Origin of the sequence: Pseudomonas sivasensis (assembly GCF_021391435.1) — a bacterium.
Lineage (GTDB): Bacteria > Pseudomonadota > Gammaproteobacteria > Pseudomonadales > Pseudomonadaceae > Aquipseudomonas > Aquipseudomonas sivasensis.
In genome coordinates, this window is sequence record NZ_CP090029.1 from 3,804,115 (window position 1) to 3,828,049 (window position 23,935).

The window sequence follows — 23,935 nt, forward strand, 5'->3', positions numbered from 1 at the left end:
CGATGAATTTCCTGCATGTGCTTCCCGAACCTCCCGCCCCACTACCCAAAACGACTACGGACGACGATGTAATCAGCCTGTGCGTCGCACATAACCTGCAACGCCTGCGCAGCAAGCGCCACTTGTCACTGGACGGACTGGCCCGTGCCTGTGGCGTGAGCCGGGCGATGCTGGCGCAGATCGAATCCGGGCGCAGCGTGCCGTCGATCAAGGTGCTGTGCAAGATTGCCAAAGGATTGAAAGTGTCGGTGGCGGCGTTCCTGGAAGACCGCGCATTCGAAGGGGTCGAGGTGTTGCCGGCGCAACAGAGCAAACGCCTGGTGAGTGCCGATGGGGCGTTTATCAGTCGAGCGTTGTTCCCCTACGATACGGCGCGCCAGTCGGAGTTCTACGAGATCCGCCTGCGCGCTCTGGGTGAGGAAGTGTCCGCAGGCCATGGCCCAGGCATCCAGGAAAACCTGGTGGTCGCCCAGGGCGTATTGGAAGTCAGCGTCAATGAAGAGCGCTACTTGCTGTCTACCGGCGATTCGATCCTGTTCTACGCCGACCAGCCCCACCGCTACCGCAACCCGGCGGACAGCGAGGCGGTGGCGTTCCTGGTGATCACCTACCCAGAACGGTTGGACTGAATGCAAAACGCCCCGACTATTCGGGGCGTTTTTGGTTGCGCGGGACCTGTCAGCAGGTGCAGCACATCATTGGCATGCCGTTGCAGCTCATCATCATCGGCATGGCGCAATCGCTCATCAACTTGTTCATGAGCATGCAGCAGTTGTCCATCATGGCCATGCTCATGCCCGGCATCGGCATCATTTTGCACAGCATGCCATCGGCCTGCATCGTGCATTCCATCACGCACTTCATCATCGGCATCGACATGCCCATCGGCATCATCATCGGCATATTCATGCTCGCCATCATGGCCATGGCGTCGGCCGACAGGCACATCATCGACATATTGGCGCACTGCATCATCATCGGCATGCCACAGTTCATCATCATCGCCATCATCTCGGCGTTGGTCTTGAACTGAGCCATGTCCATGCCGGCGGCAGGCTTCATGGTGCACATCATCGCGTCACCGGCCATTTCGCACTTCATGGTGGCCATCATCATCGGCATGCCCATCATCGGCATCATTGGCATGGCGGTGTTCATCGGCATCTGCATTGCGTTCATCATGTTCGAAACTCCGTAATCGACAGGAAATGGCTAAGTTCTGGCGCCGATTCTAGTGATGCCGGAGCGCTGCACAAGACGACGGCAGAGCAGCGGGAATGGGTGTTGCGCAGCCCGCTTAGTCAACCGCAACAGCGAAACGTAATGTGATGACCGGGATTGCGCTGTGATAACAACGGTTTTGTAAATCAAAACAGCGTAATCGATGTGATGGATATTCGAACCAGGAATACCCACCAACCTTAAGGAAATAAACGATCTAACGCTGGCTCAGAAACATCAGCATCAGGTCCGGCTGTACTGCAATTCCAGCGTGGTGCTGATCAGGCGAGTGAAGATGGTGAGTATCTCGATCATTTGCGGGTTTTCCAGTTTTTTGGGGAGTACGTCCAAAGCGCATAGGGTGCCGAAGACGCTGCCATCGGAGAAGACAATCGGCAGTGAGATATAGCTTTCGAAGCCATGCTCCCTGGGCAATGGGTTTTGCCAGAAAACCGGATCCTTGCTGGCGTGTTCGATGATGATGGGGGTGGGATTAGCACGCAGACCGTTGCACAGCGTGGCTTCAAGCTGCAATTCATAGCCGACCTCCACGCCGAAATGCAGCTCGTCGTACACCGCACATGCCACCCAATGGGTATCGGTCATTTTCGAGATCGCCGAGAAGCGCATATCCGTCAGGCGTGTAGTCAGCCGCAGAATATTGGACGCCGTTTCTATCTCGGCGATGACCGCCAGTTCTTCAGAGGTTAAAGGTTTGATAGCGCTCTCCTGATTCTCAAATAAAACCAAGCAGCCCTATACCTGGGCTATTGCAGCTCATTCGCAAAACGCCCCACCGCGTTCACCACCTGCTTGGCGCCACCCTGGATCTCGGTGATGACGGCGCCAGCCTGGTTGGCCAGTGTCAGGCCTTGCTCAGCTTGCTCGCGACTGCTGAACATTTCTGTGATGGCTTCGTCGGCGAGGCGCTGGTTCTGCTGGACCACGCTGACGATCTCTTCGGTTGCAGTGCTGGTACGGCTGGCCAATTGCCTTACCTCATCAGCTACGACCGCAAATCCACGGCCCTGTTCACCCGCTCGGGCGGCCTCAATTGCGGCATTGAGCGCGAGCAGATTGGTTTGCGCGGCGATGCCCCCGATGGTCTGCACAATCGCGCTGATCAGCAACGATTGTTTGCCCAACGCCTCAATGCTCCCGGTGGCGGATTGCATTTGCAGAGCAATGTTTTGCATGGTCTGTACAGTGTTCTGCACCACCGCGGCGCCACGTTCGGCCGTGACATCGGTTTGCAGCGACACCTCGTAGGCCACGCCGGCGGCGGCCTTGACCTCGGACTCGCGCAAGACCTGGTCGGTGACCACGCTGGCAAACTTGACCACTTTGCACAGCTTGCCTTCCGCATCGTGCACCGGGTTGTAGGTAGCTTCGAGCCACACCTCGTTGCCACGGCTGTCCACGCGTTTGAAGCGGCTGGCGACAAATTCGCCGCGATTGAGGGTTTGCCAGAACGCGGCGTAACCGCTCGAAGCGGCCTCCTGCGTGGTGCAGAACATACTGTGTTTTTTGCCGACGATCTGATCGAGCGTGTAGCCCATGGCGTCGAGGAACTGGGTATTGGCGGTGACCACCGTTCCGTCCAGTCGGAACTGGATGACGGCCGTCGAACGTATCAACGCGTTGATAAACGCTTCGTTTTCTTTGGCTTGCTCAATGGCGCGACTGACTTCGGTGCCGTAGCCCTGGATCTGCGACAGCCGGCCGTCACGCCCTCTGATCGGGCACCATGTCAGGTTGATCCACGCCAGGCTGGCGTCACTGCGCAGGAAGCGGTAATCGTCACTCACCGGCTCTGAACGGGCGATTGCTGCGTTGAAGTCACGAAAACAGGGTAAATCCATGACGTAAGGCGGAACAATTTCACTCAGGAGTCGACCCTGCAACTGTTCGCGGGAGTAGCCCAAAGCCCGGGCAAAATCCTCGTTGACGGCCGTAAGCCGCAAGTCAGCATCCAGGCATATGGAGAGCATGCCACGGTCATACTGCGCAACAAGCTGTCGTAACTGGAAAAGCTCGTCGTCCCGGTCCTGCAGATCCTTCTTCAAACGGCGATTAAACATGGCGGCGTCCCTGGGGTAGTCATCACTGCATCGGCCATGCGGCCTACGGCTTAAGCATAGGCCGACGAATAGTCACTTGCCCCTCAGTTGTTCCGCTCAACGAAGATGGATTAATCGCCGGGCTTATCCAGTGCCTGCATCAGATCGTCTGCCTCGGATCCCACCGCAAACCTGAACCCGTACATCTCATCAGCCGCCAGTATTTCCCGAAGGGCCTCGATCAACTGCGCTTCGGTGGGTGAGTCACGCAGCAGTTTGTGCGCAGGCAATAACAACTCGGCGGAAACTCCCTCGATACTCGCGGCGTTGATCACCGCAAAGAGGATAAAGCGCAGGCGTATCTCGCGGTCCGTCGGCCACACCGTTTTTCGCTTCCCCAAGGTAGGGCCTCACTTTTTCGGAAAAGTCCGAGGCTATTGCCGACGTCGGGGTGTTTCAAGCACGGGGGTGCAAGATAGGCTGTTTCCTACAGCCAAAAGAGAAAGACCTTACCTGCACGAGGATTAGGGTAGTGCATATCGGGCTGACGCTACCGCGTTGCCTGCCGGCAGCTCACTGTACTGGCAGGAAATTCATCAGCAATAAGCTTTGCGCATAGTTGAGACCTATACGCCGGTATCGTTCATCAAGCATCTGTGTCAGCAGATCGAGGCGCGCCACGATCTTGCCAAACTCCACCGCAAAACTAAGGTTGCTGCCCTCCTCCGATATCTCATTGGAAAACAACAGCAACACGCCATTCGCATCCTGGCGCTTGCTGAGCAGCCATGTGGCCTTCTCGATATTGCGCGCGGCATTGCTGACAAACTGTGGATTGATCGAGTCGGTTATGTAGAACTCGGTGCGCCCACCATGGGCTGTCACCAGCATGCTGCCGATCGCATAGATAAACGCACCGACTCGATCGCCCTGAAACTCTGGGCTCAAGGAGTAGCTCAAGGCGACCAGATCGCGACGCTCGCCCAGGGCGGGCAGCGGTCGTCGCTGCTCAATCGCCTGGCGAATCTCTCGCTCGGCACTCACCGCATCCGGGTAACCCGACTGTCGCCACTGGCTGGGATTGCGCAGATAGAGCTTGCTCATCAGTAAATACAAACTTTGCAGGTTGTCACGCATGCCCAGGGTCGCCATACGATCGACACTGGTTTGAAAGAACTCATCGGGCTTTCCATTGCTGAACTGCTTGGCAATGTCCTGCCCCTGTTGCTGGGTGCAACCAGTGGCGCCGAGTACAAACATCGCAACCAACAGCAGTGGCCGGCGTAGGCGACGAATGATTGAAAGAGGAAACGTACGATCCATCGGCACCCGATCTTGTTCTACTGCCCTCGCGGGGAATCGGCGGGGCTGGGACAAGGATAGAGCCGAGAAATCAAAAAAAGTGCGACCGATATCGGCAGATTGTGTTCGAAGTGTGTGCCAGAGCGCTTCGTGACGAATTCGTCGCAGGGTCTATACTTCTGGAAGCAGTTGAATGTGTTGTTGGCGAGCCAGGGTTGCATTTCCATTTTCGAGCGTTCTGGCGCATATATGTACATTGCCTACGGCACTACCACCAGCAACTGCCTACGAGGTGACGGCGATGAAGCATCCAATTCGAGCACAGATGTTTGCCCAGATGATTTGCCTGCTTTCGGTGGCTCAGCTTTTCTGCTGATTGAGATGAGAAACTGCCTTTAACAGTGGCTGCGGGTGTGGCAGTGAGAGGTATTGCCCACCTGACTCCAAAATCCCAAAACCAAAAAAGCCCCGCATTGCGGGGCTTTCGTATGAATCTTGGCGGAAAACCAGGGGTTCGAGCGCTTCTTGGACAGCCCATAGCCTCTCTAGGCCAAGAAGTGCCCATGCTGGATCTACTTATGCTTGCCAGCGCATTCGGCAACCGCGAAGAAAATATACTTCATCGGCGCTCAACCATTCGAGTCCCGTGAGTCACGTACTTCACCAGAGACGGAAGTCTTTTTCAGCGCTTCCTCTACTGGCAAAAGACCGCCCCTAACGTGGAGTCATTATTTGGCTTGGCGAAGCACAAGCTCCGACAGACGAGTTTTAACTCGGAAGCAGAACTCGCGAATTTGAAATTGATAAGCGGGCATAACCATGTAGTTTAAATCGGGACCTAACGAGTCTTTAATTTCCATGTATTTAGCAGTTTTGGCAGCAATGGCTTGGTATTCAGCTTCATATTTGGCGTAAGACGCTTTGTTGTAAACCTTTAAAACATCCAGCTCTTTACGGCATTGCTCAGCGCGATTTTGATTTAGGTCTGTTTCTGATTCTGACTGAGCGGCTTCAGCAGAGGCATGGACTGGGGATTCAGCACTGGCGTTCGCAGCAGGTGCAGCTTCATAACGCACAGTCCAATTTTCTGGTGTCGAATGGGCGACTTCAGGTGGTGCTTCATGGACCACGGCAGGGGGTGGAGTCACGTTAGGTTTTTCTGGAGTTTTCGTAGCGCATCCCGAGAGGGCAAGTCCTACCACTACAACGATGCCACACATTTTATCCATCGGTTTCACCAAGAAGTAATTACGGTTGGCTGAGTCGTTAGGTTCTGGGTAAAAGTCATAACTCATTCAGTGATCGAGTGTAAATTTTCTACCAGACTCAAGGCGCTCAGCCTCTCTTCCTTGAGTGCACAGATGAGCGATAATAGTAAAAAAACAAAAAGATGACGAGTAAAAGCTCTTCAGAAAAGCCACAAAATTATTGGGATAATTTATGGGACCAAACTAAGCATGCCCCCTGATTGGGGATGCTGAGCGGGAGAATCCGGACCGACACGCCAGGAAGGCAAAGGAGGTACAACGCGGCTACTAAGCCACTGTGGTGGTTTCAACTTCGTGATAGACGGCCCAAGACAGCATCGAAAGTTATCGACATTGGCGACCCGAGTCAGCCACTGGTGCACGGTGAGCAGGCGGTTACCAAACGGGTTACAGAAGGAGATATGCAACCGTCAAATCCTTCGAATAGGCAAATTTAGGCATGCCTATGACGAACCGTCTCCCGCAGCCAGAACTCCAGAAACACGAAAGCCCCGCATTTGCGGGGCTTTCGTTTGAATCTTGGCGGGAAACCAGGGATTCGAACCCTGGGAACGCTATTAACGTTCGCCGGTTTTCAAGACCGGTGCATTCAACCACTCTGCCAATTTCCCTTGTGCGTCACAGGATTATAGTAGGTCATCCTGTCTCAGCGGGCGCCATAATACCCGAATGAAACACACTGTCAAACTCTCGCCATCGCTTGTTACAGAGCGTCTGTTATGATCTTTGCGACTGAACGTTTCAAAACCGAAGGAGTGTCGCCATGCGCGAACAGAATTACGCAGTGAATGGTAACGCGCAGGCTGAGCAGCTTGAAGTCAGCCGCGTGTTGCGCAACACCTATGGCCTGCTCGCCCTTACCCTCGCATTCAGCGGCGTGATGGCGTTTGTAGCGCAGCAGATGCGCGTCGGCTATCCGAATATCTTTGTCGTGCTGATTGGCTTCTATGGTCTGTTTTTCCTGACCAACAAGCTGCGTGACTCGGCCTGGGGCCTGGTGTCGGCGTTTGCCTTGACCGGTTTCATGGGCTTCATCCTCGGCCCTATCCTCAACCGTTACCTCGGCATGGCTGGCGGAGCGGAAGTGGTCAGCTCGGCGTTTGCCATGACGGCCCTGGTGTTTGGCGGTCTGTCGGCCTACGTGCTGATCACCCGCAAGGACATGAGCTTCTTGGGCGGCTTTATCACCGCAGGCTTCTTCGTGTTGCTGGCAGCGGTGGTTGCAGGCATGTTCTTCCAGATCAGTGGCCTACAACTGGCGATCAGCGCGGGGTTTGTGCTGTTCTCCTCGGTGTGCATCCTGTTCCAGACCAGCGCCATCATCCACGGCGGTGAGCGCAACTACATCATGGCCACTGTTAGCCTGTATGTGTCGATCTACAACCTGTTTATCAGCCTGTTGCAGATCTTCGGCATCATGAGCCGCGATGACTGATTGTTAGCCGAATAAAAAATGCCCCGTATCGAAAGATACGGGGCATTTTTATTTTTTACTTATCAGCAGCAAGGCATCAGTACTGGTTGGGTTCCATTTCCAGTTCGACCTTGAAACGCTCAACGATATCCTTTTGGATACGCTGGGCCAGGTGCGCAATATCATGCCCTGTGGCGTTGCCATAGTTGACAAGCACCAGCGCCTGCAGCTTGTGCACGCCCGCGTCACCCTCACGAAAGCCCTTCCAGCCGGCCTTGTCGATCAGCCAACCGGCGGCAAGCTTCATGTGCCTATCCCCCTGGGGGTAGGCCACCAGGTCCGGATACTGCGCTCGAAGTTCTTCAGCCAATGCCCTGGTCACCAGCGGATTCTTGAAGAAGCTGCCGGCATTGCCCAGTACTGCCGGATCTGGCAATTTTTCGCTGCGAATGCTGCAAATCGCGCGACTGACATCGCTTGGCGTCGCGTCAGTGATGCCCTGTCCTGCCAGGCGCTGTTGTACCGGACCATAGTCGAGTTTGAGGTGGCTGACGCGGCTCAGGGCAAAGCGTACCCGCAGGATCAACCAGCGTCCGGTTTCGTGCTTGAACAGGCTGTCACGGTAGGCAAAGTTGCATTCTTGCAGGCTGAAGTCCCGTAGCTCACCGGTGTGACGATCCAGTGCGGTCAGGCCGGCAAATACATCCTTGATCTCCACACCGTAGGCGCCAATGTTCTGCATGGGGGCAGCCCCAACGGTCCCAGGGATAAGACTGAGATTCTCCAGACCGCAAAAGCCCTCCGCCAATGTCCAAAGTACAAATGGGTGCCACGCCTCGCCCGCTTCGGCTTCAACCACCACATGCACGCCGTCATCGTGCAGCACGCGAATGCCCTGGGTGGCCATACGTAGCACCAACGCAGGTATGTCCTGGGTCAGCAGCAGATTGCTGCCACCGCCAATCACCAATAAGGGCAACGCTTGTGCCGAAGCGTAAGCCAATGCCTCTCGCACATCGGCGTCGCTGCGGGCCTCGGCATAAAGCCGGGCGCGCACGTCGATGCCAAAACTGTTGAATGGCTTGAGCGAAACCTGCGCATGCACTTGCAAGGTCATAATCGCCCCTTCAATTCGATCACCAATAAATCACAGGCCCGCTCGATCAGGTCCAGCACTCGCTCGAAGCCTTGCTCGCCCTCGTAATACGGGTCTGGCACGTCGTCCACTTCCGATTGGTAGCGGCGCAGAAACAAATCCAGTTCGGCCTTACCCTGCCCTGACTGTAGCGCCTTGAGGTTACGCAGGTTGCTGCTATCCATCGCCAGGATCAGGTCGTAACGCGCAAAGTCAGCACGGGAGACCTGCTGGGCACGCTGGGCCGACAAATCGTAACCGCGGACCAACGCTGCACGCTGGCTGCGCTGGTCCGGCGGGTTACCGACATGCCAGTCGCCGGTGCCAGCAGAAGCTACCTCGACCTGTCCGGCCAGCCCGGCTTCGCGCAATTTATGGCGCAGGACGCCTTCAGCGGTGGGCGAGCGACAGATATTGCCCAGGCAGACAAACAGAACCTCCATCAGGCCCCCAGCAGGCGACGGACGCGCTCAAGGTCTTCCGGGGTATCGACACCGGCAGGCGGCGCTTCCAACGCATCGCCTACGTGAATACGCACGCCATGCCACAGGGCCCGCAGTTGTTCCAGGGATTCGGTATTTTCCAACCAGCACGGTCCCCAACTGACGAAGTCATGCAGGAAACCGGCGCGGTAGGCATAGATGCCGATATGCCGGCGGTACGGTACGCCCTCCGGCAACACGTCTCGGTTCTTGGCAAAGGCGTCACGTGCCCAGGGCAAGGTGGAACGGCTGAAGGTCAACGCCAGGCCATTCACATCACTGACCACCTTCACCACGTTCGGGTTGAACAGGGTTTCAATGTCGTGAATCGGCTCGGCAAGGGTGGCCATGCGCGCTTCACCATGGGCAGCCAGGTTGGCGGCCACCTGGTCGATCACGCTCGGCGGAATCAACGGTTCGTCGCCTTGTACATTGACCACGATGGCGTCAGGCGCCAGACCAAGCTGCGTGGCCACTTCGGCCAGGCGGTCGGTGCCGGAGTTATGGTCTTCGCGGGTTAATACCGCTTCGGCGCCGAAGCCTTTGCACGCGTCAATAATGCGTGGATCGTCAGTAGCTACAACCACCCGATCAGCGCTGCTTTTACAGGCCTGTTCCCACACCAGCTGGATCATCGGCTTGCTGCCGATCAATTGCAGCGGCTTGCCTGGCAGGCGGGTCGATGCGTAACGCGAGGGAATGACAACGGTAAAGGCGGTGGTCATTTATCCAGGCGCTCATCGGTGGTCAGGGTGCGGGCTTCGCTTTCCAGCATCACCGGGATGCCATCACGGATCGGATATGCCAGGCCCGCGCCTTTACTGATCAGCTCGGTTTTGTCGGCGCTTAGCTTGAGCGGGCCTTTGCAGATCGGGCAAGCAAGGATATCGAGCAGTTTGGTGTCCATGAATGTTTCCTGGAAAGAAGTGTTTTAAGGCAAGAGACGGGCGGGCAACAAGCGCGTCAGCTGCGTGTCGAACCACGCGACGAACGCCGGTGACGGCACCGCATCCACCGCAAGGTACCACCAGTCGGGCTGGGCAAAGGCGCGGCACTTCACCGCGTCCTTCTCGGTCATTACCAGCGGCAATGACGGAGTAAAATTCAAGACTTCGGCGCTGTAGGGCGCATGGTCGGCAAACGCATGGGGTATCGGTTGCCAGTGTAGCGTTTCAAGGGTGTTGAAGAAACGTTGCGGGTTGCCGATACCGGCGACCGCGTGCACCCGTTGACCTGCTTGAAAGTACTCCACCGACTGGCGTTCGCCGGTATACAGATTGACGAGTGCCGTAGGCTGCAGGCGGAAGGCAAAGCCATCGTCGCGATCTGATACTGCGCCGTTATAGAGCAGCGCATCTACACTCTGCAGGCGCTCGACCGGCTCGCGCAACGGCCCGGCCGGGAGGCAATGACGATTACCAAGGCCACGGGCGGCGTCGATCAACACCAGTTCCAGGTCACGGGCCAGGCGATAGTGTTGCAGACCATCATCGGAAAGAATCAGGTCCAGCGGCTCGCAGGCCAACAGTGCCTTGACCGCACGGCTGCGATCGGGATCGATCATCATGGGCACGCCGCAACGCTGCACGATCAACAAAGGTTCGTCACCCGCCACTTCGGCGCTTTGGCTGGCCTCGACGCGCCATGGCAGTTGCGCAGGCTTGGCGCCGTACCCTCGACTGACCACACCTACACGCAAGCCATTGCGCCGACAGTGTTCGATCAACCACAGGATCAACGGCGTCTTGCCGGTGCCGCCTACGGTGATGTTACCGACCACCACCACTGGCACGGGCGATTGATAAATGTCGCCCTCGCCCGCCACGAACCGCGCGCGTTTGCGCTGCACTACGCGGCGATACAAAGACTCCAGCGGCCGCAATAACGCGAGCGCCGGATGCCCCTCGTACCAGGCCTTGAGCAAACGATCGGACATGGACATCAAGGTTGGCTCGCCGCCTCGACAGTGCTCATGCGCAGATGGCTGAAACCGAGCTTGCCGGCGGCGTCCATCGCGGTGATAACGGCCTGGTGCTGGGTCTTGCCATCGGCACTGATGGACAACGGCATCTTGGTGTCTCCTCCGGATTCTTTCTCCAGGGCTACCATTAGGCTGGCGAGATCGTTCTTCTCCAGCAGCTGGTTATTCACCGAAAACGCGCCGTCGGCGCTGATGGCGATGTCCAGTTGCTTGATTTCCTGGTCTTCCGCCGGCGAACCACTCACCGCTTCCGGCAAGTCGACACGCAGTTCGGTCTGCCGGGTGAAGGTGGTGGTGACGACAAAAAACAGCAGCAGGATAAATACCACGTCGATCAGCGACGCGAGGTTGATATCGACATTTTCCCGTTGCTTGCGGCGAAATTTCACGCTTTGCCCCCAACCAGGTCCACATCACGGTCGCCTTGCACCACTTCCACCAACTTGATGGCCTCCTGCTCCATGCCGACCACCAGCTCATCGATGCGCCGCTGCAGAAAACGATGGAAGAACACCGCAGGAATACCGACCATCAGGCCTGCTGCCGTGGTAATCAGGGCCTTGGAAATCCCCCCGGCGAGCACGGCAGCGTTGGTGGTCATGCCCGACCCCATGAATGAGCTGAAAATATCGATCATGCCCAATACCGTTCCCAGCAGACCGAGCAACGGTGCCATGGCAGCGATGGTGCCGAGAGCATTAATGTAGCGCTCCAGTTCATGAATAACCCGGGCGGCGGCCTCTTCAATGCATTCTTTCATAATCTCGCGGCCATGCTTGGAGTTAGCCAAGCCCGCGGCGAGGATTTCGCCCAAAGGCGAATCAGCGCGCAATGCCTTGAGTTTTTCCTTGTCCAGTTGCTTGTTCTTGATCCAGCCCCAGACCTGCCCCAATAGATGCTCGGGCGTGACTCGACTGGCGCGCAGGGTCCACAAGCGTTCGGCAACGATGCCGAGTGCGGCGATGGAGCTCAAGATAATCGGCAACATCATCCAGCCGCCGGATTTGACCAATTCCCACACAGTGAATGTCCCCTCGAAAAAGTGCGCCACTTTACCATACAGGTTCGGCAACGGGGTTCGTCAGCCATGGCTTCGCCTGTCGTAGGCTCCAGCCTTATAGTAACGTCGAATTACGGTAACGCTTCGCGCCAAAAACGGCGTTGACTACGCGCAACAATGGGTGGCAGGAAAGCCCCCAATTGCAAGCGCACCGCTCCATGCTCAGCACTGTCATATAACTGGCTGCCCAGCGTCTGGTAGCGCTCAACCACCTGTGGATGAGGATGGCCGAACGCGTTGCCACGCCCACGGGAGATCAGCACTGACGTGGGTGCCAGCCGCCGTAGAAAAGGCCAGGATGACGAACTCCGGCTGCCATGGTGAGGGGCTTGCAGCCAATCGGTCCGCACGGCCAGTGGTGAGTCGAGAAATGCCCGTTCGGCGGCGCGATCAATATCCCCGGTGAGCAATAGCCGTTCACCATTGGCTTGGACCTGCAGAACGCAAGACTTTGGATTGCCATTAATAGCCTCAGACCACTGCCACAACTCGAATGACACACCGTCCCATTCCCACTTCTCGCCACTGATACATGGCTGGGCTCCGAGAAACGCTGGCAACCCTTCGTTTTCGCCGCCCACGACCCGCTTGATCGGCACCCCTCGGGCAACAGCCGCAGCCCCACCGGCATGATCGGCATCAGCGTGACTGAGCAAAATCATGTCCAGTGACTCGACGCCGAGTTTTTTCAGCGACGGCAATACCACACGAGCCCCCAGATCAACTGTGCCAGACCGCAGGCCGGCGTCGTAAAGCAACGTGTGATGCCGGGTACGCAGAATCAACGACTGCCCCTGCCCCACATCCAACTGCACCACCTCCACCCGCCCATGGGGCACCGGCTCACGCGGTGGAAAGACTGCCAACAGCAACATCGGCCAGCCCAACAGCCGAAACGGCACGCCTTTGGGCAGCAACAACAGCACTGCGCCCATCAGACTGATCAGCCAGTAACCCAAGGGCACATCGGCAGGTATCCACGCGGGCACTTGCCCTGCGAGCCATGCCAGACCCAGGAACAACGCATCCAGCGCCCCACCCGCCAGCCACAGCAAGCCCTCCCCCAAATATGGCAGCGGCAGCATGGCGGTCCCCAGCAACGCCAGCGGCAACACCACAAGACTGATCCAAGGCACGGCCACCAGATTGGCCAGCGGCGCACTGACGCTGATGGGCAACCCGAGCACCAACAACACAGGAAGCAGGCCAATGCCAATCAACCATTGAGGACGCGTCCAGGCCTGCCAGACACCCCACGGCCCCAGGCGCCCGCCGAAAGCCAGGATCAATACGGCAACAGCCGTAAAAGAAAGCCAAAACCCCGGTTGCAGGCTGGCCAATGGTTCAAGGATCAGTACACCATTGAGCGCCAGCAACAACGGCCACCAGAACCCCAGATGACGGAAGCGCAAACGCCACAGCAGCACCAGGCCCACCATGACGCAGGCCCGCTGGACCGGCACACCGAACCCCGCCAACAGGCCATAACCCAGCGCGGACGCAAACGCCAAGCCACACGCCCACGGCAGCCATGGCCACATTCGAGGCCAGAAACCGTAGCGTGCCAGTAGCGCGACCAACCCGTAGACCAGCCCCGCCAGCAGGCCGATATGCTGGCCGGAAATAACCAGCAGGTGCACCGTGCCGGTGTCCTGCAACACCTGCCAATCCTCGGCTGCCAGCCCGGAACCGTCCCCCAGCACCAAAGCTGCCAGGCCCGCCTCGCGACCTTGAGCGTCGACGGCAATCAACCGTTGGCGGACCGTGTCGCGCCAGGCATGGCGGGCCGGCGACAGGCGCTCACCGTCTTTTACCGAGCCAGTGGCGCCAATGCGTTGTGCCAGCAACCATGCCTCTTGATCAAAACCGTGAAAATTGAGCAGCCCGGACGGCCGCTTAAGCGTGACTGCCAGGCGCCAGCGCTCCCCGCTGCGTACCTCGGGCCCACCGTGCCAGGACACACGGATGCGCTTGGGCAACCGGGCGTTACGCGACCGGCTGTCGGCCAGATCGAAACGCACCCCGGTGCCGGTCTGTTGTGGCAACCCAATGACGCGCCCCTCCAACCATCGCGTCTGGCCATCGAGCGCCGGTGGCAAGCGATCATCCAGCGCCCATTGCGCACTGATGCACGCCCAGCTCAAGCCCAGCAGGAAAAACGCCAAGGGAGACGTACGAAATGGCAGCAGCATCAAAACCAGCACCAGCATGGCTATCAGCCATCCAGTGGTCGGTAACTCAGGTAGGAAACGCAGGGCAAGCAAGCCCAGCGCCAGCGCGAACATCCCTGTCTTCATGAATCATCCTTTTCAAGTGATCCACTCAGTCTTAGCTGGGTGCTCGGTACGTCCTATGATGTTTTGTCACAAAGTCTGAATTTTCTGTTTATAGAATGCGGGCATACTTGCCCCTCGAACTGACCTGGACCCCTTATGCCACGGCGCTTATTCAAACGGTACATGCCCGACCCCACCAGTATCAGGGAACACAAGTCATTACAGTTTCTTGGCACGCTGCTGCATGACCCGAACCTCTGGCATCTGAATCGGCACTCGGTGGCGCGCGCCATGGCGGTGGGTCTGTTCGCAGCATTTATCCCCATTCCGTTGCAGATGCTATTGGCTGCGGTGCTGGCAATTACCGTGCGCGGCAATATGCCCATCGCCGTCAGCCTGGTTTGGCTGACAAACCCGATCACGATGCCAGTGGTATTTGTTTGTACTTACATGACCGGCGCCTGGTTGATGAACGTGCCCCCGCGCAGCCTGCCCGATGACTTGACCTGGGAATGGATCAGCGGCCAGTTGAGTACGCTGTGGCAACCCTTCTTGCTCGGCTCAGTGGTGTTGGGGCTGGTGCTGGGCGCATTGGCCTATTTCCTGACGATGGGCTATTGGCGCTGGTGGGTCGCGCGCCAATGGAAGAAGCGCAAGCTGCGCCGGGGCTGAGCCCTAGCGCGCCGGTAACCGCAGGTGTACACGCAAGCCCTGACCGGTGTTTTGCGCCCACAGGCTGCCGTCCTGACGCTGTACGGCATTACGCGCGATGCTCAGGCCCAGGCCGAAACCACCATCACCGGGCCGTGAGCCGTCCAAGCGCGTGAACGGCGCAAAAATCCGCTCCAGATCACGCTCATCAATCCCCCCGCCCTGATCCTCCAACCACAGGTGCCAGTACTCCCCATCGCGTCGCCCATCCAGACACACAACCCCGTTTTCCGGAGAGTGGCGTATGGCGTTGCGCAAGATATTTTCCAAGGCCTGGGCCAGGGCGTTTAGATTACCGCGCACCCAACAGTCAGCGCCCAGCAGGCACGGCAGTCTCGATGCGGACCAATCGCTTTCAAAGCAGGCATTCTCCCGCAGCATGTCCCACAACGCCTGTACCTGAAGATCCTCCTTGGGCAGTGGCGCCCGCTCGGTGTCCAGCCAGGCCAGCTGCAAGCTGTCTTCCACCAGGCGCTGCATAGCGTCAATCTCTCGGCCCAACCGCTCACGCAACTGAGCAAGATCCTGCTCGCTGTCGCAGGCCACGCGCAAGCGGCTCAACGGAGTGCGCAGTTCATGGGACATGTCCCGCAGCAGTTGTTGTTGCAATACAACAGTGCCCTGCAAACGCTCAGACATGTGGTCAAACGCACGGCCCAACTCGCCCAATTCGTCCTGTCGACTGGTGGCGTCAAGGGGCATCCGCGTGTTCAATTGATCGGCACGCCAGGCATTGGCCTGCTCGCGCAGTTGATTGAGAGGCATGATCAGCAGCCGGTACAAGCCGACGCACAGCAACAAGGTAAACAGGCCTGGAATCACACCATTGGTCACCACGCGCCAGACCACTTGATAACGCCCCGGCATAAAACGCTGTGGCAATTCAATGACCAGCGAACCGGCACCCGGATCTACCGCAAACGGGATCTTGAGCCACGGCAAGCCCTTGACGTGGCGGCTGACCGGCCAATCCAGGCCCCGCAAGAACGTCAGGCGCTGGCTTTCCGTAGCGGTCAGTGGGTAGCTGCTCAACGACTGCAAGTCGTTGCCTATTACGCCGATCCACGTGCTTTCCCGTTTGCCCATCGCCTGCAGCCACGCATCAATACCGGCATGGCCGCCACGGTTCCAGGCCTGCTCGGCGCTCACCGCATAACCACTCAGCGTGACCCTCGCCTCGTCGGACAAATACGCGTTCTTTTGCTCCATGTACCGGCCCCAGGACCAACTGAGCCAGATCATCAGCAAACAGAAGGCAATCAACAGGCAGGCGAGCTTCCAAAATAATGAATATTTGCCCGGCAGCCGTTTCAGCGCCCTTTCAAAGCCCATCGTCGTGACCACTGAGCAAATAGCCCTTGCCCCACACCGTGCGCACTTCGCGCTCGCTGTAGCCGATCGCCTTGAGCTTGCGACGGATCTGGCTGATGTGCATGTCGAGGCTGCGGTCATGGGGCGCATAGCCGCGCTGCAACACATGTTGGTAAAGGAATGCTTTGCTGAGGACTTCTTCAGTGTTGCGGTGCAGGGTTTCCAACAGGCGGTATTCGCTGCGGGTCAGGCCTGCCCAGTGTTCCTGATGAAACACATCGCACAGCTGATCGTCGAAACGCAGTGTGCGAGCGTCCCCACGCACCGCCGCAAGCGTCGGCAGCGGGCGTCGATCCAGGGCCACCCGGCGCAGGATGGCTTCGATACGCACGCGCAACTCGACCATGCTGAACGGCTTAGGCAAGTAGTCATCGGCGCCCAAGCGAAAACCGCTGACGCGATCGGCCTCGGCACCCAATGCCGACATCAGGATTACCGGAATCGAATGGCTCTGGCGTAGATGAGTCAAGATCGACAAACCATCCAGCCCCGGCAGCAGGATATCCATCAACACCAGGTCGAACGCCTGTTCGCGCGCCATCGCCAGCCCTTGCTGGCCGTTCTGGCACCAGGTGACCTGGAAGCCACAGCGCCCCAGATGCTCGTGGACATAGGCGCCCAGCACGGGATCATCTTCGATGGTCAGGATATTGGGTAGGCCAACTGCTGCGGGATTCATTAGCGTCTGCAAGTCATTCTCAATCGCTGATTATTCAAGATTACCCTGGCGCAGGCAATCGCTACGGGGCCAAACGAGCCGAAGATTGCCCTCTCTCAACAATTTGCGAGATTCCAGGCCGTGCAAATGGCTACACTGCGCAGGTGGCGCGGGCCGGATGCCGGCGCGGAAGATTGATTTCAGTGTGGTAGCAGGAGAGTGGCGTGCTTAGAAGAATGGGGATAAAAGGCCGCGTACTGTTGCTGAGCTTATTACCGACCAGCCTGATGGCCTTATTGTTGGGGGGCTACTTCACCTGGATGCAACTCTCGGAGTTGCAGACCCAATTGCTGCAGCGCGGCGAAATGATCACCGAGCAATTGGCGCCTCTGGTGGCTCCTGCTTTAAGCAGCAAGAACACTGACCTGCTGGAGCGCATCGCCACTCAATCCCTGGAACAACTGGACGTGCGCACCGTGTCGTTCCTTGCGCCGGACCGTACGCCCCTCGCCCACGCTGGCCCGACCATGCTCAACCAGCCGCCGGCCGGCAACAGCTCTCACCTGCTGCAACGCACCGACAATGACGCCACACGCTATCTGCTGCCGGTGTTTGGCCGCCATCGCAACCTTGCCGGCGACTTGATCCCCGATGAAGCCGACCGCCTCTTGGGCTGGGTCGAAGTAGAACTGTCCCACAACGGTATGTTGCTGCGCGGCTATCGCAGTCTGTTCGCCAGCCTGCTGTTGATCGCCATTGGCCTGATCTGCACAGCAGCCCTGGCGCTGCGCATCAGCCGCACGATCAACGAGCCGATTGGCCTGATCAAGCAAGCAGTGGCCCAGCTCAAGGACGGCAATCTGGAAACCCGCTTGCCTCCTTTGGGCAGCCAGGAACTGGACCAACTCGCCTCAGGCGTCAACCGCATGGCCGAAACTCTTCAAAACGCTCAGGAAGAGTTGCAGCACAGCATCGACCAGGCAACCGAAGACGTGCGCCAGAATCTGGAAACCATCGAAATCCAGAACATCGAGCTGGACCTGGCTCGCAAAGAAGCACTCGAGGCCAGCCGTATCAAGTCCGAGTTCCTGGCCAATATGAGCCATGAAATCCGCACACCGCTCAACGGTATCCTTGGTTTTACCCACCTGCTGCAAAAAAGCGAGCTCACACCGCGCCAGTTGGACTATTTGGGCACTATCGAAAAATCCGCCGACAACCTGTTGGGCATCATCAACGAGATCCTCGACTTCTCGAAGATTGAGGCCGGCAAGTTGGTGCTCGACAGCATCCCGTTCAACCTCCGGGATTTGCTGCAAGACACCCTCACCATCCTCGCCCCCGCTGCCCATGCCAAGCAGTTGGAGCTCGTCAGCCTGGTGTACCGCGACACGCCGCTAGCACTGGTGGGCGACCCTCTGCGGCTCAAGCAGATCCTGACCAACCTGATCAGCAACGCCATCAAGTTCACCCGTGAGGGCACTATCGTGGCCCGGGCGATGATCGAGGAGGAACAGGAAGACAGCGTGCAACTGCGCATCAGCGTGCAGGACACCGGCATCGGCCTGTCCAGCCAGGATGTGCGGGCGTTGTTCCAGGCGTTCAGCCAAGCCGATAACTCTCTGTCGCGCCAGCCGGGCGGCACCGGGCTGGGCCTGGTGATTTCCAAGCGCCTGATCGAGCAAATGGGCGGTGAAATTGGCGTCGACAGTACGCCGGGCGAAGGGTCGGAATTCTGGATCAGCCTGAACCTGCCCAAAACCCGCGACGATATCGAAGACCTGCCCTGCGCGCCGCTGCTGGGCCATCGCGTGGCAGTACTGGAAAACCACGAACTGGCGCGCCAGGCCTTACAACATCAACTGGAAGACTGCGGCCTGGAAGTCACGCCGTTCAATAGCCTGGAAAACCTGACCAACGGCATCACCAGCGCCCATCAGACCGAGCAAGCCATCGACTTGGCGGTGCTCGGCGTCACCGCCAACGACATCCCGCCCGAGCGCCTCAACCAGCATCTTTGGGACCTGGAACGCCTGGGTTGCAAAGTGCTGGTGCTGTGCCCAACCACGGAACAGATGCTGTTCAACCAGTCGGTGCCCAACCCCAACAGCCAGTTGCAGGCCAAGCCGGCATGCACCCGCAAGCTTCGCCGCGCCCTCTCCGACCTGATCAGCCCGCGCCCGTCGCGCAGCGAACCGGGCGAGCCGCTGTCCAGCCGCGCGCCGCGTGTGCTGTGTGTCGACGACAACCCGGCAAACCTGCTCTTAGTGCAAACGTTGCTGGAGGACATGGGCGCCCAGGTACGTGCGGTAGAAAGCGGTTATGCCGCAGTCGACGCGGTAAAACAGGACACCTTCGACCTGGTGCTGATGGACGTACAAATGCCTGGCATGGATGGGCGCCAGAGCACCGAGGCGATCCGCCAGTGGGAAAGTGAGCGCCATGGCACACCCTTGCCAGTGGTCGCCCTTACCGCCCACGCCATGGCTAACGAAAAACGCGCCTTGCTGCAAAGCGGCATGGACGATTACCTGACCAAACCCATCAGCGAAAGACAACTGGCCCAAGTGGTGTTGAAGTGGACCGGCCTGGCCTTGCGCAACCAAGTGCCTGAGCGTGTCACTGAAGGTCTTGGCCCAGGGGTGCAGTTGCCGGTTCTGGACCATGAGGAAGGCCTACGCCTGGCCGCGGGTAAAACCGATCTGGCGGCTGACATGCTTGCCATGCTGCTGGCCTCCCTGGAAGCCGACCGCCAAGCCATTCACATCGCCCGCGACGCCAAGGACAACCTGGCGCTGATCGAACGCGTCCACCGCTTGCACGGCGCCACCCGCTACTGTGGCGTACCGCAACTGCGCGCCGCCTGCCAGCGCGCCGAAACCCTGCTCAAGCAGGACGATGCCAAGGCGATGACCGCGCTGGACGAACTGGACATGGCCATCGCGCGACTGGCCAGCGAAGCACGGGTCAGTGTCTGACCCCATTTCATGGCGCTGACCCACTGACAAATTGCAGGGAGCTTTTCAATGCGCGTGATTCTTTTCAGCAGCCAGACCTACGACCGCGATAGTTTCCTCGGCGAGCCACTGCCACCTGGGCTGGAACTGCAATTCCAGCCGGCCCGACTCAATCTCGACACCGTGGCCCTGGCCGAACACCACGAGGTGGTTTGCGCCTTTATCAACGACGACCTCAGCGCCCCGGTGCTGGAACACCTGGCCAAGGGCGGCACCCGACTGATTGCACTGCGCTCGGCGGGTTACAACCATGTCGACCTCGCCGTCGCCAAGCGCCTGGGCCTGACGATCGTACGGGTACCCGCTTACTCGCCCCATGCGGTCGCCGAACACGCCGTAGCGCTGATCCTCGCACTCAACCGCCGCCTGCACCGTGCCTACAACCGCACCCGCGAGGGTGACTTCAGCTTGCACGGTCTTACCGGTTTCGACCTGGTGGGCAAGACTGTCGGTGTTGTCGGCACTGGGCAGATCGGCGCGACATTTGCCAGGATCATGGCCGGGTTCGGCTGTGAGTTGCTCGCCTACGACCCCTTCCCCAATCAACAGGTGCAGGCAATGGGCGCGAAGTACGTGAGCCTGCCCGAGTTACTGGCCCAGGCGCAGATCATCAGCCTGCACTGCCCGCTGACCGCTGACAGCAAGCACCTGATCAACGCCCGTTCCCTGTCGCACATGCAGCCCGGCGCGATGCTGATCAATACTGGCCGTGGCGGCCTGGTGGATACCCCGGCATTGATCGAAGCCCTCAAGGACGGCCAACTCGGCTACTTGGGGCTGGATGTCTACGAAGAAGAAGCCCAGCTGTTTTTTGAGGACCGCTCGGACTTGCCACTGCAAGACGACGTGCTCGCACGCCTGCTGACCTTCCCCAACGTGATCATCACCGCACACCAGGCGTTCCTTACCCGCGAGGCCCTGGCGGCCATTGCCGGCACTACCCTTGCCAACATTGCTGCATGGGCCGATGGTCGGGCGCAGAACCTCGTCGAAGGATGATCAGCGGTCACATAGCAAGCTCATGATGAGCAGGCACCCGTGATAGGATGCCGCGCCTATTTGGAGGATCCATGGCCGAACACGATTTCCGCTTCAGCTTGCTGAGCCCGCAACACACCCTGATCGAATGCCGCGCCCTAGTGCCGGGCCGTTACCAAGTCACCGGCAACGGTGGTTCGATCAAGCATGGCGACGTCCTGATCGTCACCCTGCGCGGCAGTAAAACCCTGTCGATGCGCCTGACCGTTGAAGGTGACGCGCGCTACTCCATCCGCCCGGCGGGCCAATGGGTCGCCATGGCTCAAGGGCCGAAATTCGGCGAGTTGGAGATTCACACTTGGAAGGTCAACTGCGACAGCTGCGACACCGTGCTGGAGTTTGAATTCGCGGTAGAAACCAAGCTGACCAAAGAACCGCTGCAGCCTGCCGCCAACGCGCGCATCAAAGAGTTGGGCTGGGCCAGTGAAGGCGACAAGCACCGCTGCCCGAAATGCCAGAAGGCTGCGCAATGAAAGGCCTGCTTCTGCTCGCCGCCGTCGGCGTGGCCTTGAGCGGCTGTGCCGGTGATGCGGTCAAGCTCAAGCAGGATCACAGTTACGTGGTGGAGTGGATTGGTGAGCGGCCATTGATGGACTACGCACACCTGACTGTCACCCTCGGCGCCGATGGCCGCGCCTACGGTAATGGCGGCTGCAACCACTGGTTTGCGCCGTACACGGTCGAGGGCGACAAACTCAGCTTCGGCAAAATCGGCAGCACCCGCAAGCTCTGCGCCGAGGCCTTGATGGAGCAGGAGCATCGCTTCTTCCAGGCCCTGCAAAGCGTACAACGCTGGGACATCTCGCCGATCGAGCAGACCCGCTTCTGGCCGGCCGAAGGCAAGCCGATTCGCCTGTGGCTGGAAGAAGGCTGATCACGCTGCTTGCGGTCCAAATGTGGGAGAGGGCTTGGCCCCGATGGCGGTGTAACAGTCAACGGATGTATTGACTGAAACACTGCAATCGGGGGCAAGCCCCCTCCCACATTTGATTTGAGTGGTTGCTTTAACCGCGCAAGGCCTTGAGTTTGGCCAGTACCCCTTCCGCCGTCTGTTCGCCCATCAACTGCTCACGCACCTTGCCCTTGTCATCAATGATGTAAGTCACCGGCAATGCCTCGCTGCGCGGAATCTCAAAGATCCCGTCGGGGTTTTGCGCCAGCACGGTGAATTTAATGCCCAGCTTGTCGCTGGCCTCTTTCAGCTCTGCACCCTGCACATTGTCGAAGTTAACCCCGAACACCCCCACGCCCTGCCCCTTCAGCTGTTCCGCCAAGGCATTGAGTTCAGGGATTTCCGTGCGGCACGGGCCACACCATTCTGCCCAGTAGTTGACCACCAGCCATTGCTTGTCCAAGCGCTCGGCCGCGACTTTCTGGCCGTACTGGTCAACGCCATAGTCATTCCCGCAGCCGCTGAGCAGCAGGGTTGTAATGATCGCCAATGCACCGATCAGTCGACGTGTCATGGGGTAATCCTTCGCAAAAATGAACGTTGGCTGCGACCTATCGCCTCTTACGGTTTAAGGACGGGGTGCAGCGCGAGTAGAATACCCGCCACCTTACGCAAGATGCGACCCGCACATGACCGATCTGACGCTTTATCACAACCCGCGCTGCTCGAAATCCCGCGGTGCGCTCGAACTGCTTGAAGCCCGCGGTCTCACCCCAACCGTGGTGCGCTACCTGGAAACCCCGCTGGATGCGTCGCAAATCAAGGCCTTGCTGGCCAAACTGGGCCTCAGCGCCCGTCAATTGCTGCGTACCGGCGAAGACGAGTACAAAACTCTCAATCTGGCCGACGCCAGCCTCAGCGAAGCCCATCTGATCGCCGCCATCGCCGAACACCCCAAGCTAATGGAGCGTCCGATCCTGGAAACCGCCGACAAAGCCATCATCGGCCGCCCACCAGAAAACGTGCTGGAGATTCTGCCGTGACCACACCGTACGTGCTGGTGCTGTATTACAGCCGCAACGGCTCGGTCAGCGAAATGGCCCGGCAGATTGCCCGGGGCATTGAGCAAGGCGGCATGGAGGCGCGCTTGCGCACGGTGCCGGCGATCTCCACCGAATGCGAAGCCGTGGCGCCGAGCATTCCGGACGAAGGCGCGCTGTATGCCAATCTAGATGATCTGAAGAACTGCTCAGGCCTGGCCCTGGGGAGCCCGACGCGCTTCGGCAACATGGCTGCGCCGCTCAAGTACTTCCTCGATGGCACCAGCAACCTGTGGCTCACCGGCGCGCTAGTCGGCAAGCCGGCTGGCGTGTTCACTTCCACCGCCAGCCTGCACGGCGGCCAGGAGACCACGCTGATGTCAATGCTGCTACCGCTGCTGCACCACGGCATGCTGATCACCGGCCTGCCCTACAGCGAACAGGCATTGCTCGACACCCAGGGCGGCGGTACGCCATATGGCGCCAGCCACCATTCCGGGCCGGACGGCAAGCGCATGCTCGATCAACATGAAATCACCCTGTGCCGGGCACTGGGGTTGCGCCTCGCCACCACCGCCACGCTGCTGGAGAATGGTCGTGGCCAAAAAGCCTAAAGTTCTCCCGCCCCAAGCGTGGCTGGAGCCGCGGGTCAAGGTGGCACGCGCGCTGAGCCTGCTGGCGTTTTTTAGCCTGGTGGGTTTGCTCTGCGTGTATTACCTGTTCGTCGCCGACCTGCACGGCGCACGCCCATGGGTGATCCTGCTGATCGAGCTGGTGCCGCTGTTGTTGCTGGTGCCGGGCATGATCAGCGGCAGTGCGCGGGGGCATTCATGGATGTGCTTTGCGGTGAACCTGTATTTCATCAAGGGCGCGCTGGCGGCGTATGACCCGAACCGCCAGTGGTTCGGGGTGCTTGAGATGCTGGCAAGTCTGGCGGTGTTTTGTACCGCACTGCTCTATGTGCGGTGGCGGCATCAGTTGAATCGGCAGCTGGCTGAGGCCTGATCAA

At 58.9% G+C, this 23,935-nt stretch carries 27 protein-coding genes and 1 tRNA gene; 10 read left to right on the forward strand and 18 right to left on the reverse strand.

Annotated elements, in window-relative coordinates; all coding sequences use genetic code 11:
* The first annotated feature begins 2 nt into the window (after positions 1-2).
* A complete protein-coding gene (locus LRO94_RS17000; protein ID WP_032889585.1) occupies positions 3-629 on the forward strand; it encodes a helix-turn-helix domain-containing protein in 627 nt (208 codons plus the stop codon).
* 49 nt (positions 630-678) lie between these two features.
* Here the strand turns inward: LRO94_RS17000 and LRO94_RS17005 are convergent, their stop codons facing one another.
* From LRO94_RS17005 to LRO94_RS17035, 7 genes are all read right to left on the reverse strand, one after another.
* Positions 679-1,182 (reverse strand): hypothetical protein, encoded by a 504-nt coding sequence (locus tag LRO94_RS17005; RefSeq protein ID WP_164440486.1) that lies wholly within the window; start codon positions 1,180-1,182, stop codon positions 679-681.
* Positions 1,183-1,464: 282 nt separating this feature from the next.
* Positions 1,465-1,971, reverse strand: a complete 507-nt coding sequence (locus LRO94_RS17010) for a GAF domain-containing protein (protein ID WP_233896832.1) — start codon at positions 1,969-1,971, stop codon at positions 1,465-1,467.
* Between the two features lie 17 nt (positions 1,972-1,988).
* On the reverse strand, positions 1,989-3,302 hold the full coding sequence (locus tag LRO94_RS17015) for a methyl-accepting chemotaxis protein (RefSeq protein ID WP_032889586.1): 1,314 nt from the start codon (positions 3,300-3,302) through the stop codon (positions 1,989-1,991).
* 110 nt (positions 3,303-3,412) lie between these two features.
* Positions 3,413-3,682, reverse strand: coding sequence for a hypothetical protein (locus LRO94_RS17020; RefSeq protein WP_032889587.1), 270 nt, complete (start codon positions 3,680-3,682; stop codon positions 3,413-3,415).
* Between the two features lie 172 nt (positions 3,683-3,854).
* Entirely contained in the window at positions 3,855-4,604 is a 750-nt protein-coding gene (locus LRO94_RS17025; RefSeq protein WP_032889588.1) for a hypothetical protein, read from the reverse strand.
* Positions 4,605-5,311: 707 nt separating this feature from the next.
* Complete coding sequence (locus LRO94_RS17030; protein WP_233896834.1) at positions 5,312-5,878, reverse strand: hypothetical protein; 567 nt, start codon at positions 5,876-5,878, stop codon at positions 5,312-5,314.
* 493 nt (positions 5,879-6,371) lie between these two features.
* Positions 6,372-6,462 (reverse strand) — tRNA-Ser (locus LRO94_RS17035).
* 152 nt (positions 6,463-6,614) lie between these two features.
* On the opposite strand from LRO94_RS17035, the gene LRO94_RS17040 reads away from it, so the two are divergent.
* Positions 6,615-7,286 carry a Bax inhibitor-1/YccA family protein gene (locus tag LRO94_RS17040; RefSeq protein WP_003174664.1) on the forward strand — a complete coding sequence of 224 codons (672 nt, stop codon included), beginning with the start codon at positions 6,615-6,617 and terminating at the stop codon, positions 7,284-7,286.
* A 76-nt stretch (positions 7,287-7,362) separates the two neighbouring features.
* Here the strand turns inward: LRO94_RS17040 and murB are convergent, their stop codons facing one another.
* The 8 genes from murB to LRO94_RS17080 form a co-directional block, all read right to left on the reverse strand.
* Positions 7,363-8,382 carry a UDP-N-acetylmuramate dehydrogenase gene (gene murB / locus LRO94_RS17045; RefSeq protein WP_122680659.1) on the reverse strand — a complete coding sequence of 340 codons (1,020 nt, stop codon included), beginning with the start codon at positions 8,380-8,382 and terminating at the stop codon, positions 7,363-7,365.
* Positions 8,379-8,843 carry a low molecular weight protein-tyrosine-phosphatase gene (locus LRO94_RS17050; RefSeq protein WP_179178806.1) on the reverse strand — a complete coding sequence of 155 codons (465 nt, stop codon included), beginning with the start codon at positions 8,841-8,843 and terminating at the stop codon, positions 8,379-8,381. The genes murB and LRO94_RS17050 overlap by 4 nt, the downstream gene beginning before the upstream one ends.
* Complete coding sequence (gene kdsB / locus LRO94_RS17055) at positions 8,843-9,607, reverse strand: 3-deoxy-manno-octulosonate cytidylyltransferase (protein ID WP_032889641.1); 765 nt, start codon at positions 9,605-9,607, stop codon at positions 8,843-8,845. Before kdsB ends, LRO94_RS17050 begins: the two co-directional genes overlap by 1 nt.
* The gene (locus tag LRO94_RS17060; RefSeq protein ID WP_003174668.1) at positions 9,604-9,789 is read right to left on the reverse strand and encodes a Trm112 family protein; all 186 of its coding nucleotides are present in this window, start codon (positions 9,787-9,789) and stop codon (positions 9,604-9,606) included. The genes kdsB and LRO94_RS17060 overlap by 4 nt, the downstream gene beginning before the upstream one ends.
* A 24-nt stretch (positions 9,790-9,813) precedes the next feature.
* Positions 9,814-10,824, reverse strand: coding sequence for a tetraacyldisaccharide 4'-kinase (gene lpxK / locus LRO94_RS17065; protein ID WP_095184457.1), 1,011 nt, complete (start codon positions 10,822-10,824; stop codon positions 9,814-9,816).
* Positions 10,824-11,252, reverse strand: coding sequence for an ExbD/TolR family protein (locus tag LRO94_RS17070; RefSeq protein WP_095184456.1), 429 nt, complete (start codon positions 11,250-11,252; stop codon positions 10,824-10,826). Before LRO94_RS17070 ends, lpxK begins: the two co-directional genes overlap by 1 nt.
* Positions 11,249-11,884: a MotA/TolQ/ExbB proton channel family protein gene (locus tag LRO94_RS17075; RefSeq protein ID WP_032890033.1), complete on the reverse strand. Its 636-nt coding sequence runs from the start codon at positions 11,882-11,884 to the stop codon at positions 11,249-11,251. The genes LRO94_RS17070 and LRO94_RS17075 overlap by 4 nt, the downstream gene beginning before the upstream one ends.
* Before the next feature lie 110 nt (positions 11,885-11,994).
* Complete coding sequence (locus tag LRO94_RS17080) at positions 11,995-14,220, reverse strand: DNA internalization-related competence protein ComEC/Rec2 (protein WP_233896839.1); 2,226 nt, start codon at positions 14,218-14,220, stop codon at positions 11,995-11,997.
* Positions 14,221-14,355: 135 nt separating this feature from the next.
* Here LRO94_RS17080 and LRO94_RS17085 point away from each other — a divergent pair, with 135 nt between their 5' ends.
* Positions 14,356-14,871: a DUF2062 domain-containing protein gene (locus LRO94_RS17085; protein WP_179178805.1), complete on the forward strand. Its 516-nt coding sequence runs from the start codon at positions 14,356-14,358 to the stop codon at positions 14,869-14,871.
* A 3-nt stretch (positions 14,872-14,874) separates the two neighbouring features.
* Here LRO94_RS17085 and LRO94_RS17090 read toward each other — a convergent pair whose 3' ends face one another.
* Together LRO94_RS17090 and LRO94_RS17095 are read right to left on the reverse strand one after the other, a co-directional pair.
* Positions 14,875-16,242 (reverse strand): sensor histidine kinase, encoded by a 1,368-nt coding sequence (locus tag LRO94_RS17090; protein WP_179178804.1) that lies wholly within the window; start codon positions 16,240-16,242, stop codon positions 14,875-14,877.
* Positions 16,232-16,960 carry a response regulator transcription factor gene (locus LRO94_RS17095; RefSeq protein ID WP_179178803.1) on the reverse strand — a complete coding sequence of 243 codons (729 nt, stop codon included), beginning with the start codon at positions 16,958-16,960 and terminating at the stop codon, positions 16,232-16,234. The genes LRO94_RS17090 and LRO94_RS17095 overlap by 11 nt, the downstream gene beginning before the upstream one ends.
* A 203-nt stretch (positions 16,961-17,163) precedes the next feature.
* Between LRO94_RS17095 and LRO94_RS17100 the strand changes: the two genes are divergently transcribed.
* The 4 genes from LRO94_RS17100 to LRO94_RS17115 all read left to right on the forward strand — a co-directional run bounded on the left by LRO94_RS17100 (position 17,164) and on the right by LRO94_RS17115 (position 21,868).
* The gene (locus tag LRO94_RS17100) at positions 17,164-19,917 is read left to right on the forward strand and encodes a response regulator (protein WP_032889648.1); all 2,754 of its coding nucleotides are present in this window, start codon (positions 17,164-17,166) and stop codon (positions 19,915-19,917) included.
* A gap of 48 nt (positions 19,918-19,965) precedes the next feature.
* Entirely contained in the window at positions 19,966-20,955 is a 990-nt protein-coding gene (locus LRO94_RS17105) for a 2-hydroxyacid dehydrogenase (protein WP_099601038.1), read from the forward strand.
* A 71-nt stretch (positions 20,956-21,026) separates the two neighbouring features.
* Positions 21,027-21,467 (forward strand): hypothetical protein, encoded by a 441-nt coding sequence (locus tag LRO94_RS17110; protein WP_032889650.1) that lies wholly within the window; start codon positions 21,027-21,029, stop codon positions 21,465-21,467.
* Entirely contained in the window at positions 21,464-21,868 is a 405-nt protein-coding gene (locus tag LRO94_RS17115) for an META domain-containing protein (RefSeq protein WP_032889652.1), read from the forward strand. Before LRO94_RS17110 ends, LRO94_RS17115 begins: the two co-directional genes overlap by 4 nt.
* Positions 21,869-21,998: 130 nt before the next feature.
* On the opposite strand, the gene LRO94_RS17120 is transcribed toward LRO94_RS17115, so the two are convergent.
* Positions 21,999-22,460: a TlpA disulfide reductase family protein gene (locus LRO94_RS17120; RefSeq protein WP_032889653.1), complete on the reverse strand. Its 462-nt coding sequence runs from the start codon at positions 22,458-22,460 to the stop codon at positions 21,999-22,001.
* A gap of 115 nt (positions 22,461-22,575) precedes the next feature.
* Between LRO94_RS17120 and arsC the strand changes: the two genes are divergently transcribed.
* Genes arsC through LRO94_RS17135 form a run of 3 tightly spaced genes read left to right on the forward strand, consistent with a single transcriptional unit; the run spans position 22,576 to position 23,931 of the window.
* Positions 22,576-22,929 carry an arsenate reductase (glutaredoxin) gene (gene arsC / locus LRO94_RS17125; protein WP_032889654.1) on the forward strand — a complete coding sequence of 118 codons (354 nt, stop codon included), beginning with the start codon at positions 22,576-22,578 and terminating at the stop codon, positions 22,927-22,929.
* Positions 22,926-23,540 (forward strand): NAD(P)H:quinone oxidoreductase, encoded by a 615-nt coding sequence (gene wrbA, locus LRO94_RS17130; RefSeq protein WP_032889655.1) that lies wholly within the window; start codon positions 22,926-22,928, stop codon positions 23,538-23,540. Before arsC ends, wrbA begins: the two co-directional genes overlap by 4 nt.
* On the forward strand, positions 23,524-23,931 hold the full coding sequence (locus tag LRO94_RS17135) for a DUF2069 domain-containing protein (RefSeq protein ID WP_179178802.1): 408 nt from the start codon (positions 23,524-23,526) through the stop codon (positions 23,929-23,931). The genes wrbA and LRO94_RS17135 overlap by 17 nt, the downstream gene beginning before the upstream one ends.
* Positions 23,932-23,935: the final 4 nt, after the last annotated feature.

Bases quoted from the DNA above. Each gene is read 5' to 3' on its own strand.
- LRO94_RS17095 (WP_179178803.1), bottom strand. From the start codon at position 16,960: ATGAATCCCGCAGCAGTTGGCCTACCCAATATCCTGACCATCGAAGAT.
- LRO94_RS17015 (WP_032889586.1), bottom strand. From the start codon at position 3,302: ATGTTTAATCGCCGTTTGAAGAAGGATCTGCAGGACCGGGACGACGAG.
- LRO94_RS17115 (WP_032889652.1), top strand. From the start codon at position 21,464: ATGAAAGGCCTGCTTCTGCTCGCCGCCGTCGGCGTGGCCTTGAGCGGC.
- LRO94_RS17000 (WP_032889585.1), top strand. From the start codon at position 3: ATGAATTTCCTGCATGTGCTTCCCGAACCTCCCGCCCCACTACCCAAA.
- LRO94_RS17005 (WP_164440486.1), bottom strand. From the start codon at position 1,182: ATGATGAACGCAATGCAGATGCCGATGAACACCGCCATGCCAATGATG.
- LRO94_RS17080 (WP_233896839.1), bottom strand. From the start codon at position 14,220: ATGAAGACAGGGATGTTCGCGCTGGCGCTGGGCTTGCTTGCCCTGCGT.
- LRO94_RS17090 (WP_179178804.1), bottom strand. From the start codon at position 16,242: ATGGGCTTTGAAAGGGCGCTGAAACGGCTGCCGGGCAAATATTCATTA.
- LRO94_RS17025 (WP_032889588.1), bottom strand. From the start codon at position 4,604: ATGGATCGTACGTTTCCTCTTTCAATCATTCGTCGCCTACGCCGGCCA.
- LRO94_RS17040 (WP_003174664.1), top strand. From the start codon at position 6,615: ATGCGCGAACAGAATTACGCAGTGAATGGTAACGCGCAGGCTGAGCAG.
- LRO94_RS17060 (WP_003174668.1), bottom strand. From the start codon at position 9,789: ATGGACACCAAACTGCTCGATATCCTTGCTTGCCCGATCTGCAAAGGC.
- LRO94_RS17120 (WP_032889653.1), bottom strand. From the start codon at position 22,460: ATGACACGTCGACTGATCGGTGCATTGGCGATCATTACAACCCTGCTG.
- murB (WP_122680659.1), bottom strand. From the start codon at position 8,382: ATGACCTTGCAAGTGCATGCGCAGGTTTCGCTCAAGCCATTCAACAGT.
- LRO94_RS17030 (WP_233896834.1), bottom strand. From the start codon at position 5,878: ATGAGTTATGACTTTTACCCAGAACCTAACGACTCAGCCAACCGTAAT.
- kdsB (WP_032889641.1), bottom strand. From the start codon at position 9,607: ATGACCACCGCCTTTACCGTTGTCATTCCCTCGCGTTACGCATCGACC.
- arsC (WP_032889654.1), top strand. From the start codon at position 22,576: ATGACCGATCTGACGCTTTATCACAACCCGCGCTGCTCGAAATCCCGC.
- LRO94_RS17110 (WP_032889650.1), top strand. From the start codon at position 21,027: ATGGCCGAACACGATTTCCGCTTCAGCTTGCTGAGCCCGCAACACACC.
- lpxK (WP_095184457.1), bottom strand. From the start codon at position 10,824: ATGTCCATGTCCGATCGTTTGCTCAAGGCCTGGTACGAGGGGCATCCG.
- LRO94_RS17085 (WP_179178805.1), top strand. From the start codon at position 14,356: ATGCCACGGCGCTTATTCAAACGGTACATGCCCGACCCCACCAGTATC.
- LRO94_RS17105 (WP_099601038.1), top strand. From the start codon at position 19,966: ATGCGCGTGATTCTTTTCAGCAGCCAGACCTACGACCGCGATAGTTTC.
- LRO94_RS17050 (WP_179178806.1), bottom strand. From the start codon at position 8,843: ATGGAGGTTCTGTTTGTCTGCCTGGGCAATATCTGTCGCTCGCCCACC.